Origin of the sequence: Idiomarina sp. X4 (assembly GCF_002808045.1) — a bacterium.
GTDB lineage: Bacteria > Pseudomonadota > Gammaproteobacteria > Enterobacterales > Alteromonadaceae > Idiomarina.
In genome coordinates this window covers 1,606,590-1,622,319 of sequence record NZ_CP025000.1, presented here as the reverse complement: position 1 = coordinate 1,622,319, position 15,730 = coordinate 1,606,590, and the positions used below count along the sequence as shown (strand labels likewise).

General features: G+C 46.9%; 14 protein-coding genes and 1 tRNA gene. 1 reads left to right on the top strand and 14 read right to left on the bottom strand.

What is annotated here, in order from left to right:
- Window positions 1-33 precede the first annotated feature (33 nt).
- From tehB to CWC33_RS07710, 8 genes are all read right to left on the bottom strand, one after another.
- On the bottom strand, window positions 34-603 hold the full coding sequence (gene tehB, locus CWC33_RS07745; RefSeq protein ID WP_100691468.1) for a tellurite resistance methyltransferase TehB: 570 nt from the start codon (window positions 601-603) through the stop codon (window positions 34-36).
- 128 nt (window positions 604-731) lie between these two features.
- Window positions 732-807: transfer RNA gene (locus tag CWC33_RS07740), tRNA-Ile, on the bottom strand.
- A gap of 46 nt (window positions 808-853) precedes the next feature.
- On the bottom strand, window positions 854-2,269 hold the full coding sequence (locus tag CWC33_RS07735) for a sensor histidine kinase (RefSeq protein WP_100691467.1): 1,416 nt from the start codon (window positions 2,267-2,269) through the stop codon (window positions 854-856).
- Between the two features lie 19 nt (window positions 2,270-2,288).
- Window positions 2,289-3,077 carry an amidohydrolase family protein gene (locus CWC33_RS07730; protein ID WP_058577032.1) on the bottom strand — a complete coding sequence of 263 codons (789 nt, stop codon included), beginning with the start codon at window positions 3,075-3,077 and terminating at the stop codon, window positions 2,289-2,291.
- 25 nt (window positions 3,078-3,102) lie between these two features.
- Window positions 3,103-4,935, bottom strand: a complete 1,833-nt coding sequence (gene rpoD, locus CWC33_RS07725; protein ID WP_088767472.1) for an RNA polymerase sigma factor RpoD — start codon at window positions 4,933-4,935, stop codon at window positions 3,103-3,105.
- 101 nt (window positions 4,936-5,036) lie between these two features.
- Window positions 5,037-6,782 carry a DNA primase gene (dnaG, locus tag CWC33_RS07720; protein ID WP_100691466.1) on the bottom strand — a complete coding sequence of 582 codons (1,746 nt, stop codon included), beginning with the start codon at window positions 6,780-6,782 and terminating at the stop codon, window positions 5,037-5,039.
- Window positions 6,783-6,896: 114 nt separating this feature from the next.
- A complete protein-coding gene (rpsU, locus tag CWC33_RS07715; RefSeq protein WP_006954239.1) occupies window positions 6,897-7,112 on the bottom strand; it encodes a 30S ribosomal protein S21 in 216 nt (71 codons plus the stop codon).
- 80 nt (window positions 7,113-7,192) lie between these two features.
- Window positions 7,193-7,927 (bottom strand): PilZ domain-containing protein, encoded by a 735-nt coding sequence (locus CWC33_RS07710; RefSeq protein ID WP_100691465.1) that lies wholly within the window; start codon window positions 7,925-7,927, stop codon window positions 7,193-7,195.
- A gap of 204 nt (window positions 7,928-8,131) precedes the next feature.
- Between CWC33_RS07710 and CWC33_RS07705 the strand changes: the two genes are divergently transcribed.
- Window positions 8,132-9,448, top strand: a complete 1,317-nt coding sequence (locus tag CWC33_RS07705; RefSeq protein WP_157803484.1) for a serine/threonine-protein kinase — start codon at window positions 8,132-8,134, stop codon at window positions 9,446-9,448.
- Here CWC33_RS07705 and tgt read toward each other — a convergent pair.
- The 6 genes from tgt to fba form a co-directional block, all read right to left on the bottom strand.
- Window positions 9,424-10,539, bottom strand: a complete 1,116-nt coding sequence (tgt, locus tag CWC33_RS07700) for a tRNA guanosine(34) transglycosylase Tgt (RefSeq protein ID WP_100692306.1) — start codon at window positions 10,537-10,539, stop codon at window positions 9,424-9,426. The two genes, CWC33_RS07705 and tgt, sit on opposite strands and share 25 nt — an antisense overlap.
- Window positions 10,540-10,571: 32 nt before the next feature.
- Window positions 10,572-11,627, bottom strand: a complete 1,056-nt coding sequence (gene queA, locus CWC33_RS07695; protein WP_100691463.1) for a tRNA preQ1(34) S-adenosylmethionine ribosyltransferase-isomerase QueA — start codon at window positions 11,625-11,627, stop codon at window positions 10,572-10,574.
- A 102-nt stretch (window positions 11,628-11,729) separates the two neighbouring features.
- On the bottom strand, window positions 11,730-13,001 hold the full coding sequence (locus CWC33_RS07690; RefSeq protein ID WP_100691462.1) for an inorganic phosphate transporter: 1,272 nt from the start codon (window positions 12,999-13,001) through the stop codon (window positions 11,730-11,732).
- Between the two features lie 14 nt (window positions 13,002-13,015).
- Window positions 13,016-13,696, bottom strand: coding sequence for a TIGR00153 family protein (locus tag CWC33_RS07685; protein WP_088769333.1), 681 nt, complete (start codon window positions 13,694-13,696; stop codon window positions 13,016-13,018).
- Between the two features lie 146 nt (window positions 13,697-13,842).
- Window positions 13,843-14,628, bottom strand: coding sequence for a DUF481 domain-containing protein (locus tag CWC33_RS07680; RefSeq protein ID WP_100691461.1), 786 nt, complete (start codon window positions 14,626-14,628; stop codon window positions 13,843-13,845).
- 11 nt (window positions 14,629-14,639) lie between these two features.
- The gene (fba, locus tag CWC33_RS07675; protein ID WP_100691460.1) at window positions 14,640-15,704 is read right to left on the bottom strand and encodes a class II fructose-bisphosphate aldolase; all 1,065 of its coding nucleotides are present in this window, start codon (window positions 15,702-15,704) and stop codon (window positions 14,640-14,642) included.
- Window positions 15,705-15,730 lie beyond the last annotated feature (26 nt).

The following is a 15,730-nucleotide window of genomic DNA, read 5'->3' as shown; positions in this document are numbered from 1 at the left end:
GCTCCTTACCTAGTTTGTCGTGTCTAAACACGTTTATTCGGCCGGTTTGCGCGCCAGCATCGTTGCAAACTGAAGTGTTGCACCATTATGCATAGTGCCGACATCTTCATTGTACTTGAGTAATTCCCACTCCTCGTATGCGCTGCGCAACTGCCCTGTTTGAAAGGTAAAAGGAAACGGAACCGGGCATGGGTACTCAGTGGTATCCATCGCACAAACAATTAAATTGTAGCCGCCTGGCTGAGTATGAGATTGCATATTTTTAATAACCTCATCCACGTTTGCCGGGTTAACGAACATGAGCGTTACCGTGCAGGCTATCAATCCATACTCGTCAGTTAGCTTCGCATCATTAATATCGTAGATGCGGGCGTCGATATTATCGAGGTTCTCTTCACTGGCAATTTGCCGCAACATATTGATGGCGTCAGGGTTATTATCTACTGCGGTTACATCAAAACCGAGTTGACTCAGGTACAACGCATTACGCCCATTTGAACAGCCCATATCGAGCGCTTTACAAGGCTTTATCGCATTACATGCTTCTATAACTTCACTGTGCGCAGGGTTTAGCCCGTAACGATTATTGATATCAACTGACATGATACTGACCTAAATTCTTAATGATGTGCAGGCATGGTACAACTTTTGATGCACTGTTTAATCGGCATAACTGGCAGTATAAGTGACTTTGGTCAATGTTAGGGCATTTAGATAGAGAATAAACAGAGTGGTGGCCCCTCGCAGATTTGAACTGCGGACCAACCGATTATGAGTCGGGTGCTCTAACCACTGAGCTAAGGGGCCATTTCTGGTTGGAATGCTTGAAAGCGGCGCAGATTATACGAACTTTTTACCCTTTTGTCATGGGTATCAGCACGTTAAATCGCGATGTTTTTTCAAGTTTTTCGTAATTTATGTCGCCGCCCTGACTTTTTATTGCGTCTTTGATCACTTTTAAGCCAACGCCGTAAGCGTCCGGGTTTACGTCATCGGTATCGAACATAGCACCTAAGTTTTTCTTGGCTACGCCGTTACTTTCGTCGCACACGGACACATTCACAAAGTCGCCTTCAATATTTGCCTGTATCAGCACTTCGGAGTTAACCGGTATAAACCTCACGACATGCCGAAGCAGGAAGTCAAAAACAAAACGAAACACTAATGGGCTTATCGTGACACGAATATTATCGTCGACAATAGAAGTTACGGTAATGTTCTTCTCACCTGAAAAGCTTTCATGATAATCCGCAATATCCTGCAGCCAGGCCTCTAACTCGAGGTCGCTTTTATCAAGCCCCTGCATGTCTGGCGACAGCTGTGAGAAGGCTTCAAACAAGCTCACAAGCTCTTGTACTTTAGATTTCAATTCAGCGCTATCACTGTCCCTTAACCGTTTCTCGATATTTTCCAAATTACTCAAAGCTAATGCCGCCATTGAACGTGCCATGCGACCGGCTAAGGTTTTTTCAGAGGCAAGGCGAAGCTTGTCAGCTTCTTTCTCGAGTTCTCGCTCAGCAGCCTGTACTTGCTGGCGTGCTTGATACAACAAAAGAAGGAAAGGCTGTATTTCACCTATTTCAGAGGTCACAGAAACGGCTTTACTAGTATCTTCAGCGTCATTCACAATGCGATCACGCTCTTTGTGCCAACGCCGATTAAACGCTGACTCTCGCACAATAATGGCAACACCAATTAATGCCAGCAACACAAATAGCACGCTTGCAGTGACACTAAAATAATTCTGTACCGGCTGTATGGGATGACTAAGCCATATGGCAAGCCCAGCGTGCTGTTTTTCCGGACATGCCACCACGACACGTATAGGCAGCTGCTCAGTGACATTTGCAGCAGCTTTATTATCAGCAATTGCCTTTCGGGCTGCGGAGCTTATAGCCAGTTGGACAGCTCCGGCTAACTGGCTGTCTTGCGAGTTACCACGTGAAGAGGCTACCGCGTAGCCCATGAATCCATTTTCAATGTGCCAAAAGCCGCCAAGCGTGTGTTCCTTATTGCGAATAGACTCGCTAATAGCCTGATACAAAAGCTCGGGGTTACTAACCGCTTGCTGCTTACTTTCAGAAGAGGGATAGAGGTTACTAACAGTTCGCTGAACAGCCGCGCAGGTTTGCTCAAGGCTACTTGTCGTTCGACTGATTAATTGACCGGATGACTGCCAATAAGTCAGCAGCAGACCACCTATCGCTATCGCAATAATAGCGATAGCGAACCAGCGATTAGTACGGGTGTGGCTTGCGAGTGACTGCACGTTGCGTCACTCGCTCTTATTAAGGAAGTTGGTAGAAGTCGCGTGCATTTTGATAAAACACTTTATCAACAGCATCTGCACCACCGTCGGCACTTTCCAACGCATTCACAATGGTTGTAATGTCCGAAGGCTCAAACGAACGGTTACTGCGGGTACCTGGTAAGTCGGTGCCAAACATTAAAGCATCTGGGTTAGTTTTATATAGCGCTTTAACAGCATCAGCCACATTGACTTCTGTGCGACCAAAACCACTGGCTTTAATTTTTACGCCACCTTCGGCTAAACGACGCACTTGCGACAAGCCCGACTTAGCCATACCTAAGTGGTCAACGCTAAGTTTTGGTAACTTCAGCAGCGTAGGCACCATGTCGTCAAGCTCGCGGCTGTCGACGTAAATTTCCAAATGCCAACCCGCTAAATCCCAAATACGCTTACCAAATTCAACAATACCTTCAATGTCGCGGTGAACACCACGCTTCAGGTTCACACGAACGCCACGAATGCGGTGCTCGTTCAGTTGCTGAATCTTTTCATCACTCACAGAGCCTGGTAGTTGGGTCACGCCTACAAAGTTGTCACCCAAATTTTCCAGTGCGGCTTTCAAATAACGCTGCTCAAAGCCCTGGAATGAACCCGACACAATAACACCGCCTTCAATAGGCAGGCCACGTGTTAAATTCCGATAATCATCAATATAAAAAGGCTCAGGGATATGACCTTGGTTTTCAATTAGCGGAAACTCGTCATCGTAAATATGCAAATGCGAGTCAATAATACGTTTCGGCCAATTGTCACGGTTATTACCCATGCTGCCTCCTGTGTCAGAGAATATCTTACTCATCCAAGAACGATTTAAGCTGCTCAGAGCGGCTTGGATGACGAAGCTTTCTTAATGCTTTGGCTTCAATTTGACGAATTCGTTCACGAGTTACATCAAACTGTTTACCAACTTCTTCCAAAGTATGGTCAGTATTCATATCAATACCAAAACGCATACGCAAGACTTTCGCTTCTCGAGCGGTAAGGCCGCCGAGCACTTCGCGCACTGAGTTACGCAAGCTCTCAGACGTCGCCGAATCGATAGGTAAGTCCAGCGTGTTGTCTTCAATGAAATCACCCAAGTGCGAATCTTCGTCGTCACCAATAGGGGTTTCCATTGAAATCGGTTCTTTTGCAATTTTGAGAACTTTGCGAATTTTGTCTTCCGGCATCATCATGCGCTCAGCCAGTTCTTCCGGCTGCGGCTCTCGGCCCATTTCCTGCAACATTTGACGCGAAATACGGTTCAATTTATTGATGGTTTCAATCATGTGAACCGGGATACGAATCGTACGAGCCTGGTCCGCAATTGAACGAGTAATTGCCTGGCGGATCCACCACGTAGCATAGGTAGAGAACTTGTAACCACGGCGATATTCGAACTTATCCACCGCTTTCATCAAGCCGATGTTACCTTCCTGAATTAAGTCTAGGAATTGCAGGCCACGGTTGGTGTATTTCTTCGCAATTGAAATAACCAAACGCAGGTTGGCTTCCACCATCTCTTTTTTCGCACGGCGGGCTTTCGCCTCACCAATAGACATACGGCGGTTAATTTCTTTAACTTTACCGATGGTTAAGCCGGTCTCTTTTTCAACATCGACCAGCTTATTCACACAACGCTCAATTTCGTCGCGTGTTTCTTTCATTGTTCCGGCATAGCTTTCGCCCGAACCGATTTGCGCATCAACCCACGCCATGCTGTTTTCATTGCCGGCAAAGGCTTTCATGAAGTCACGTTTAGGCATGCCGCCTTGTTCAACGCTTAACTTCATAATAATACGTTCTTGCACACGCACGCGCTGCATCATTGAGCGCATATCTTTTACTAAACGATCGAACTGCTTAGGCACTAGGCGGAACTGCTTGAACAGATCGCTCAGCTTATCAATTTCAACACGAGCGTCCGCACCGTCACGACCGTGTTTGGCGATTGCCTGGCGAGTCGCTTCGTATTGTTCACGCAGCTCAGTAAATTTGGCACGCGCAAATTCCGGGTCAATACCAGTATCTGACTCTTCTTCTTCGTCATCATCTCCGTCGTCATCTTCGTCTTCCAGCTCTTCGTCTGGTAGCTCAGAACCAACGTGAGTAGCAGCAACAGGCGCTTCATCGACCTCTTCCGGATCGATAAAACCTGAAATAATGTCAGTTAAACGCAGCTCTTCAGCCTCGTAAGAGTCCCACTGATCTAACAGGAAATTAATGGCTTCGGGGTATTCCGCCACGGAACATTGAACTTGGTTAATACCTTCTTCAATGCGTTTAGCGATATCAATTTCGCCCTCACGAGTCAGCAGCTCTACGGTTCCCATTTCGCGCATGTACATACGCACTGGGTCAGTCGTTCGGCCTATTTCACTGTCTACAGACGCCAGGGCTTGCGCAGCTTCTTCCGCAGCATCTTCATCGGCAGCACTTTCGGCCATCATCAAGTCATCGGCATCGGGCGCACTTTCAAACACACGGATACCCATGTCATTGATCATGCGAATAATATCTTCAACCTGATCGGAATCTACAATTTCTTGAGGTAAGTGATCGTTAACCTCTGCAAAAGTTAAAAAACCTTGCTCTTTGCCTTTCGCAATAAGTACTTTCAGTTGCGATTGCCGACTCTGCTGCATACAGACTTTCCACCCATGACTGTGAATGTAGAATACCCAAAATGACCAAACAGTATAACAGAATTCAGTCTTTTACGCTAGAAAAGGCTGATTATCGTGTGTTATTTTGCCTTGTTTAAATACTGCAAAATTGTTTGGTATTCTTGCCGTTCTACCTTAGTTAATGCGGCCTCTTGCGATTTTTTCAAGAGGGCGTTTGCTCTTTGCTCGAAGTATTGATCAATCAAATAAACGAAAATATCAGAGAATTCTTGTTCGATATTTTCGTCATCAAGCTGATGCTCCCACAATGCGAGCTTTTGTAGTGCTGAATAATAATTACTGTCACGCCAGCTTTCCAGCACTTGCGCTGTCGTCATTGCTCTACTCGCACACTGCTTATGGAGCTCAATAAACAGGTCAATACCGCTCAGTTGCAGTCCTTGTAGCTCTTCTTTTACCGAAATCGTAGTGCCCAACTGCGGATACTGAAGCAATAAAGAAATTGCTTTTCTGATAGGCGTCATCTTAATAGCTTCTGAGGCTGGTCGCTTATAACTCGGCTTATCAAAGTGACGTTCTAACTGAGACGTTTCGCGACGTAATACTTCGGCAAGTCTCTGCATTAATGAGTCGCGATAATAACCGCTGGCTATTTTTTCAATAAGAGGTTTAGCTGTGCTTAGCAACTGCGATCGACCGGCATCTGTACTGACATCGATACCCTCTTGAAGGTGCTCGAAAAAGTAATCAGTAAAGGGTTTTGCTTGAGTTAAAGCCTGCTCAAACGCTTCTTTGCCTTTATCTCTAACAACGGAGTCTGGATCTTCCCCTTCAGGCAGGAATAAGAAAGCCATATCCAGACCGTCCTTTAATAACGGCAGCGCATTTTCCAAGGCTCGCCAGGCGGCGTCTCGCCCCGCTCGGTCGCCATCGTAGCAACAAACGACGCGCGGCGAGGTACGAAATAAACGCTGTAACTGTTCAGTTGTTGTTGCTGTGCCTAGCGAAGCGACGGCGTAATTGATACCCGCCTGAGACAAAGCAACCACATCCATATAACCCTCAACAACCACCACTTGTTCAGGCCGGCGTGCTGCTTGCTGCATGTGCCAGTACCCATACAGCTCACTGCCTTTATGAAACAGCCGAGTCTCTGGGGAGTTCAAATATTTTGGTCCGTCACCTTCGATAATTCGCCCACCAAAGCCGACCACCCGGCCACGCCGATCGTGAATAGGAAACATCACCCGGTCACGGAAAAAATCATAATGTCGACCTTTGTCATTACGATTAATGAGCTTCAGCTCAAGTAGCTGTTGGCGTTGTTTCGCGCCTTGCCCAAACGTTTTCAGCAAGCTGTCCCAATCGTCTGGCGCGTAGCCTATTTGAAAACGCTTAACTGTTTCTCCACTCAGGCCACGCTTCTTAAGATAACCAATAACCTGATCTGAGCGTGCGTGATGTTTCAGTTGATGCTGATAAAATCGCGCCGCCTGGCTCATAAGTGCCGTATCGTCTTGGGTTTGTTGCTGTTTTTGTTGCGCCGCCTGCGGGTTTTCCGGTTCCTCTCTGGGCACCTGAACTCCCATTAAGCCAGCAAGCTCTTCGACAGCATCCGGGAATTGCAATCCATCAAACTCCATCAAAAAGTCGATAGCGTTGCCATGAGCACCGCAGCCAAAGCAATGGTAAAACTGTTTGTCCTGGCTAACCGTAAACGACGGCGTTTTCTCGTTATGGAAGGGACAGCAGGCCTGGTGATTCTTGCCCGCTTTTTTCAACGGAACACGGCTGTCAACGACTTCAACAATGTCTGCTCTTTCGAGTAAATCGTGAATAAAGCTTTTAGGGATCAAGCCTGCCATTGCCGTCTCAGTCTCAGAGTTAAAGAATCAACAGAAACACGAAAGCCGCGACAACAAGTCACGGCTTCCAGCACTTTACGAAAAAGTGAACACTCAAATTGTCGTTAAACGCTCTTAGTATAAACGAGTACGACGAGCGTTTTCACGAGCCAGCTTTTTAGCGTGACGTTTTACGGCCGCGGCTTTCTTGCGCTTGCGCTCTGCAGTAGGCTTTTCGTAGTGTTCACGACGACGAACTTCTGACAGAACACCTGCTTTTTCACAAGAGCGCTTGAAACGACGCAATGCTACGTCAAACGGCTCGTTTTCTTTCACTTTTACGACTGGCATTAAAACATCACCTCGGATAAATTATCTATTTGATTAAAAATTAGCCGCTACTGGCTTAAATTGGTGCTGAATTGTACCGACTAAGATTCGGCTTGTAAAGTGTTATCCGATGTTTCAAAACCAATATCGTTATCGCTTAATAACGCTTTCACTTCCGAGGATGCCATCAGTAGTTTGCCTAACAAATTTTGCAGGTCGTCGGGCTTATTTTTAAAGGCTAAACCGAATTGCCAAACCTCAGGCCCTGCTACGTCCAGGCTTTTTACATGCATAGGTCCGAGCGAAAAATCGGACTCAGAACTCATCACCGTGACACTGGCAAGCAAGTCGTCTGTATCGTCAATACACGCCGGCTGAGTGCCCTTGTATTGAAAGCCGACCCCTTTCCCCGATACGTCAACAATTGTTCCTGCGAGTCGGTTTCCCTTACCGTACCCGTGATGTAACTGAAGCTCGGCATTACAATTAACAGGAATACGGGGGGACGCACGCAATGACTGAATGTTCGCTTCTCGAGGATAGCTGACAAACAGCAACTTTTGCGGAAATTGCGCCATACTCAATAAGTCGACCGTTCCGGTCACTTGTTCACCCGAGGCAGCCACCGTTGTAAAAGCAAATGTTTTGTTGGCTTTTAACTGAGGCAGAATATCTTGCCAACGATACTGTCGGGAAAGCTCCAGAATCAAATAGTCCGGGTACTGCTGTCCAACTAACGTTATGTTCAACGTCTGGTACCCGTCGTTTGACTTCAGTGTAATTTGAGCAGGTTGCCGAAAGCGGTTATTTGCCAACACCCCTTTGCCGCTGTGCATTAGTGTTGTCCTTTTTTTATTATTATTTTATTAAGCATTCATAATAGCGAATATCTGCTATTTTTTAAGTAATTGCTGAATATTTATAATTCAATGTCAATTGACGTCAATTAATAAGGTGACGGCGTTGGCGTCCCTAGAACCTGTTGTTTCTCGGCTATGCTCGCTAGACTCTGACCTAGCTCAGACAGTAAGGATGCGAATTTGGCTATTAGTTATTCCAGAGACACATTTCCATATCCAATCCCCGAGCGTTACCAGTGCCAAGGAATGCTGGGCTATGGCGGTAGCGGTTTAGTTTACAAAGCTTACGATCAACGACTTGAAAGAACCGTTGCGATAAAGTTCGCACGTTCACCGTCACTCGTGAGCCGCAATCGCCTGGTTCATGAAGCTCGCCTTCTCTCCAGCGTTTCACATCCATCACTGTGTCGCGTTTATGATATTGGTGAGCCAGAGGTAGCTTCTTCGTCTCTATTCTTAGTCATGGAATATGTCGATGGAACTCGACTGGATAAACTCAAACAACATTTATCAATAACTGAGGCCGTCGAAATTGGTTATCAACTCGCTGATGCCTTAAGTGCACTGCATAAAGCAGGCTATGCTCACAACGATGTGACAGCGCATAACGTTATCTTGCCCCAAAGTGATAAACGTAAAGCGCCGATATTAGTCGACTTAAGTATTGCTGAGCGCTTTTCGAAAGCATCACAGCAGCGTGATATCTATCAGGTTGGCGAGCTGCTGCTACTGTTACTCGCCAACACCACACCGGACGTTTTCTTAATGCAACCGGTGGCCGACAAACGTCGCTTACCCGCAGGACTGGCCGACATCATTAAGAAGGCGTTAGTCGTTGACTCCTACTCTTCTTTTAATGACATGCCTGAACTTGCTAACGCATTGACCAAATGGCGTGCGGGTTCCTATAAACAACGGAGGCGTTTAGGTTGGGCTACCGCGCTTACGGCCTCTATTTTAATACTTGGTGGCCTTGCCTTTACGGCATTTAATAAGCTGCACATTTACGAGAGCATATACAGTACGTCGGTACACGAACACTCACACGGACAAGTATTTGCTCATTATACGGGGCATTTAATCGAAGAAGGTAATTTAAGCAAAGCCTTTGAAACGGCCGAATTAGCGCTGTCGCATTTTGATAATGCGATTAGCGAGCATCCTGAAGATTTAAAGCACCATAGTGAGCGTATTGAGTTTCTGCTGACACTTGAACCGCTTTTTTCAGATACCGAGTACACCACTCGACTACTAAACGCTCTTAATAACATGGGAGATCCGGCCAAGTATGACAAGCCAGACAGTGCGTATCATGTTCAAGCCAAGAGCTATTTAGCGCTAGCCAGGGTCAATAAGCAGCAAGCACACCTGAAACAACGTTGGATCAAGCAGGCTTGGGGGGCATTAAGCTCAGCACAAAAGCTGTCCTCTGCTGAGCATTATTTACCCACCCAAAAAATGCTGGAAAAGCTTCAGTCCAGCGGCGGTACTGACTGACCGCGCTGCTGATAAAACGACTCAACAAATTCATCGAACGTATCGGCATCAAGCGCATCGCGCATGTCGCTCATGACTTTTTGATAAAAGCGCAGATTGTGAATGGTGTTTAAGCGCCCACCCAACATTTCATTCGTTTTGTCTAAGTGGTGCAGGTAGGCCCGCGAGTAGTTTTTACAGGTGTAGCAGTCGCAGTTTTCATCCAGTGGACCGGTGTCTGTTCTGTGCACAGCGTTGCGTATCTTCACCACCCCTGAGCTGATGAACAGGTGTCCATTACGTGCGTTACGGGTTGGCATAACACAATCGAACATATCAATACCACGACGCACCGCTTCTACTAAGTCTTCCGGCTTGCCCACGCCCATTAAGTAACGAGGCTTCTGCTCGGGCATTTGCGGCGCGGTATGCTCCAGAATGCGCATCATGTCTTCTTTTGGCTCACCCACCGACAAGCCGCCAATCGCATAGCCATCAAATTCTATGTCGGTTAAGCCTTTCAAAGAAATGTCACGAAGCTCTTCGTACATACCGCCCTGAATAATGCCAAAAAGCGCTGACTTATTTCCTTCGTGAGCTTTTTTCGAGCGTTCAGCCCAACGTAAGGACAGTTCCATCGAGCTACGGGCTTCCGCCTGAGTCGCCGGGAATGGCGTGCACTCGTCAAAAATCATTACAATGTCAGAGCCCAGTTCACGTTGAACCTGCATCGACTTTTCCGGTGTCAGTAAAATTTTCTCACCGTTAATTGGTGAACGAAAAGTCACGCCTTCTTCGGTAATTTTTCTTAACTCACCAAGACTGAACACCTGAAAGCCGCCAGAGTCTGTCAGAATAGGCTTATCCCAGTTCATAAAATCATGCAGATCGCCGTGTTGCTGAATAATTTGCGTGCCGGGACGCAGCATCAAATGAAAGGTATTACCAAGACAGATTTGCGCCCCAGTGTCCTTTACCTCTTCCGGCGTCATTCCTTTCACGGTACCTAGTGTACCAACCGGCATGAAGGCCGGCGTTTCTACGGTACCACGCTCAAATTGCATACGTCCGCGACGGGCACGACCAATAGTTTTATCAAGTTCAAATTTCATTGTCATAATGTATCACTTCAAAAATTGTCTGTTTATCGCTGCAACAGCATGGCGTCGCCGTAGCTAAAGAATCGGTACTTCTCATTAATGGCTTGTTGATAAGCTTCCATTATCAGCTCACGACCAGCAAATGCTGAGACCAACATAATGAGTGTCGATTCCGGTAAATGAAAATTAGTAATTAAGCTGTCGACGACCTTAAACTCGTACCCGGGATAAATAAAAATATCGGTGTCGTCAAAAAACGGCTCAATCTCATCAGAGTTTGACGCATTGGCAGCGGACTCGAGCGAGCGAACCGACGTTGTGCCGACAGCAACGACTCGCCCGCCATTGGCTTTCGTCTGCTTTATAGCATTGCAAGTCTCTTCACCCACCTTGGCGTATTCACTGTGCATGACGTGATCATTGATATTGTCCACGCGCACCGGCTGAAACGTCCCCGCACCAACATGCAACGTTACATAAGCAAAATTAACGCCTTTGCCTTTTAGTTTTTCTAAAATATCGTCGTCAAAATGCAAGCCTGCGGTCGGTGCCGCTACCGCGCCTGGCTCTCGGTTATAAACGGTTTGATAACGTTCTTTGTCCGAGCTTTCATCCGGGCGATCAATGTAAGGAGGTAACGGCATGTGGCCATATTCCTCAAGAATATCCAATACCGGTTCTTCATGGTCAAATCTGAGCTCAAATAAAGCGTCGTGTCGCGCCAGCATAGTCACTTTGACAGCGCCTTCCAGCAGCAATTCGGCGCCCGCTTTTGGTGACCGGTTTGAGCGTACGTGAGCCAACACTCTGTGGTCATCCAGCAACCGTTCTATCAAAACCTCTACTTTTCCGCCGGATACTTTTTCGCCCAGCAGGCGAGCCGGAATAACGCGAGTGTCATTGAATACCAAAAGATCGCCTGGATTTAAGGCGTCGACAATGTCAGTAAACTGCTTATGCTCAATCGATTTTGACTCAGCATTGACCTGCAACAAGCGACTCGCACTACGCTGCTCTTGCGGATAGCGGGCAATAAGCTCGTCAGGCAAATCGAACGAGAAGTCACTGACTCTTAATGAAGAAGGGTTATTTTCTGACATACCTGCGCTTTTCGGAAACACTTTATAAAGCGCGGATTTTACTGGAAAGTGGGCAGCCTGTCACTGAAACAGACTGCCTTTTCAAGGTTTCTTAATGCAAACTTATGCAACGCCGAATATGGCCTTCAGAATATAGAAGAACGTAATCGACATGATAGCGCCGGCCGGCAGAGTAACAACCCATGACACGACAATATTGCGCACAACCCCTAAGTTAAGAGCTGCAATACCGCGAGCCATACCCACACCAAGTACAGCACCTACCAGAGTTTGTGTGGTAGAGATAGGCAAACCAGTACCTGACGCCAAAACAACCGTTGACGCTGCGGCTAATTCTGCAGCGAAACCACGGCTTGGCGTTAAATGAGTAATACCTTTACCAATTGTTGCAATGACGCGTTTACCTAACATCGCCAAGCCGGCAACAATACCAACACCACCTAGCGGCAATATCCACCACGCTAGCTGCGCTTTACTACCAATTTCACCACCACTGGTAACAACACTGACAACCGCAGCAAGTGGTCCAATGGCGTTAGCCACATCATTAGAGCCATGGGCAAATGCCATAGCACAGGCGGTCACCACCATCAGCACAGCAAATACTTTCTCGACGTTGGTGTAGTGCATGTCTTTGTCGTCGGACGGGTTAAACTTCAAACGACCGATAGCAAACTTACCAACAACAAACACCAAAATAGCGACACCAATGGCCCATAAATAGCCTTCAAGAGTGCCTAGGTTTAAACCAACGTGTTTCAAGCCCTTTTTAATGGTCACCAAGGATAAGACAAAACCGGCCAGGCCCATATACATAGGCACGTATCGCTGAGCCATTTTCAATGGGTTGGAACGGTCAAAAATAAGCTTCTGAGCACTCATAAATATGAGATAAGCAATAAAACCGGATATCGCTGGTGTAATAACCCAACTACCAACAACACCGCCTACTTTCGCCCATTGCACAGACTCCATACTGACGCCGACCGCGGAGAAACCAACAATGGCACCAATAATTGAGTGTGTTGTGGATACCGGCCAGCCAAGATAAGACGCGATAAGCAACCAGAAGCCAGCAGCCAGAAGTGCCGAGATCATACCAAAGACAAGCAGCTCAGGCTGATCCACAAAGTAGGCTGAATCGATAATACCTTTACGGATGGTTGAGGTAACCTCGCCACCTGCCAGATAGGCACCAGCGAACTCAAATACCATTGCAATGATAATGGCTTGCTTAATCGTTAATGCTTTTGAACCGACCGAGGTTCCCATGGCGTTGGCAACGTCATTAGCACCGATCCCCCAGGCCATAAAAAAGCCGAAGATAGCCGCCATGCCGATAAGCAGCATGCTGTAACTTGAAATAATATCCATAAATTAGACTCCGCTTAGACTCGCGCCAGCATCAATTCGAAACGTGCACCAACTCGTTCAGACAAGTCAGCTAAGTCACCCACCCAGTCCAGGATTCGATATAGGAACATGGCATCCAGTGGGTTCATATCCAGCTCTATTTTGCGCAAGTCTTTGCGTAACTGGATTTGCAGTTTATCGGTGTCTGCTTCAATTGCATCAAGTTCTGCAATGAAGTCATCAACTAAGTCGCGCTCACGACCTTTGAAACCAGTTTCCAGCAGGTCGTCAAACTCGCCAATGGTTTCTCTGGCTTTAGCAGCGGCATCTATACAGCGGTTTAGGTAGGCATCAAAGTCTGTCACCAACGGCTCAGGAATGGTTAATTCACGGCCGGTCATAAGACCTGAAATGTCTTTGGCTTTATTGGCAATACGGTCTTGCTGAGATACCAACTCAAGTAAGTCAGTACGCTCAACCGGCATAAATAAGCCACTTGGAAGGTTTAAGCGAATTTTACGTTTGAGTTCATCCGCCTTTTGCTCGTGCGTAACGATTTTGCTACGCGCAGTTTCTGCCGACGCCCAGTCCTTAGCGTATACCGCTTTAAAAAACTCTTTCAGTGCTTCAGCACAGCGGTGCACTTCGTCCATGTGCTCGATCATTGGTTTAATCGGGGACTTTGCAAATACCCCAAGGAATGAGTTCATTGACATAACCAGTTCCAATTTTTTCAGCTGTTGTTAGCTGCGCGAATGGTAGCGAAAAGTTTCTGTAAATGGAACCATGGTGTTTGATTAATTAAAAGGCCGCAATGCTCTAGTCACTGCGGCCTTTTAAGTCATGTACGCTTCAATCGTTTTTAGAAGGTATACACTAACGTCACTGCGGTTTCAGTATCTAACTTCTCAATGCTTTCGTCTGCAACGGTTGAGTTATGGGTTCCGCTGACAGAAAACTTCATCGCCAGTGAGCTGTTGATGTTAGAGGACAACGACAGCTCAGCCTTGCTCTTGGTATTATCTTCACCAAGTTCTGAAGACACGAGCGCATTGAACTTAGAGTTTTCGGAGATCTTCCAGTCCAGACTTCCCGCTAAACGAAGAATCATTTGCCCTTCAGATTCAACAGGGGGCTCACCTTCAATTTGAATTGGCTTGGTTCGAGAATAACCAGGACCAATTTCATAGTCGGCGTAAATGTCTTCATCATAGCGATAACGCGCACCATAACCGGTTGCTACCGTTGCCTGATACTCGTAACCACTAAACTCGTCTTCCTCATAAGAACCGAAAACAAATAATGAAGAGCGACTGTCCGGTGAAAACTTGTAGTTGCTCTGAGCCGACACAAACATACGATCAGCGGTTTCAATTGACTCACCTGTTGACTGGTCTTCCTGTTCAGCCGTGTAGTAGTCAATAACACCTTTATGACGCCAATTTTGGACGTCTCGCGATATATTAAGCTTGCCTTTTAAGCTTTCAGTCTCGGTATTACCCGACGTGTAAAGCAGGCCAAACTCAGCACTTGCTTCCCACTCTTCAACCGTTTCGGTATCCATATCGTCAGCGTCATCAAACATGAAGGTTTGAGCATTGGCCGATACCGACAAAAATAAACTTGCAAATAATACTGAAAAACGCACATTAACCCCTTTTATTTCACAATTGCGTTTAATTCACCACTTCCGTAGCGCTGGAACATGGTTTCTAACGTTATTGGTTTTATTTTACTTGCCATGCCTGCACAGCCGAAGGCTTCATAACGTGCTTTACAGATTTCTTCCATCGCTGTCGTTGCTGCCGCTAAGAATTTACGCGGGTCAAAGTTTGATGGATTCTCTGCCAAGTGACGACGGATTGCACCGGTTGATGCTAAACGCAAGTCAGTATCAATGTTGACTTTGCGAACACCGTTTTTGATGCCTTCCTGAATTTGCTCAACCGGAACACCGTAAGTTTCAGGAATTTCGCCACCAAATTCATTAATCACTTTCAGCCACTCCTGAGGTACAGACGATGAACCATGCATCACCAAATGCGTACCCGGAATGCGACGATGAATCTCTTTAATGCGGTCAATGGACAAAATATCGCCTGTTGGTGGGCGTGTGAATTTGTAGGCACCATGAGACGTACCACAAGCGATAGCCAAAGCATCAACGTTCGTTGCCTTAACGAATTCTGCCGCTTCTTCAGGATCAGTCAGTAGCTGATCGTGTGACAATTTGCCTTCAGCGCCAACGCCATCTTCTTCGCCCGCTTCGCCTGTTTCTAACGACCCCAGGCAGCCAAGTTCCCCTTCAACCGAAACACCACACGCATGCGCCATTTCAACCGTTTGCTTAGTAACACGAACATTGTAGTCGTAGTCCGCCGGCGTTTTGCCGTCTTCCAGCAAAGAGCCGTCCATCATGACGGAACTAAAGCCTAATTGGATTGAGCGCTGACACACCGCAGGTGACGTACCGTGATCCTGGTGAACCACCACAGGAATATGTGGCCACTCTTCAACGGCAGCTTGAATTAGATGACGCAAGAAAGGAGCCCCTGCGTATTTACGAGCGCCGGCTGACGCTTGAACGATCACCGGGCTGTCGGTTGCGTCAGCTGCCTGCATGATGGCGCGCATTTGCTCTAGGTTATTTACGTTAAACGCCGGTACACCATAGTCGTGCTCGGCGGCGTGATCCAATAACTGTCGTAATGACACCAAGGCCATAAAAATACTCCTTTAAATTATAAAAC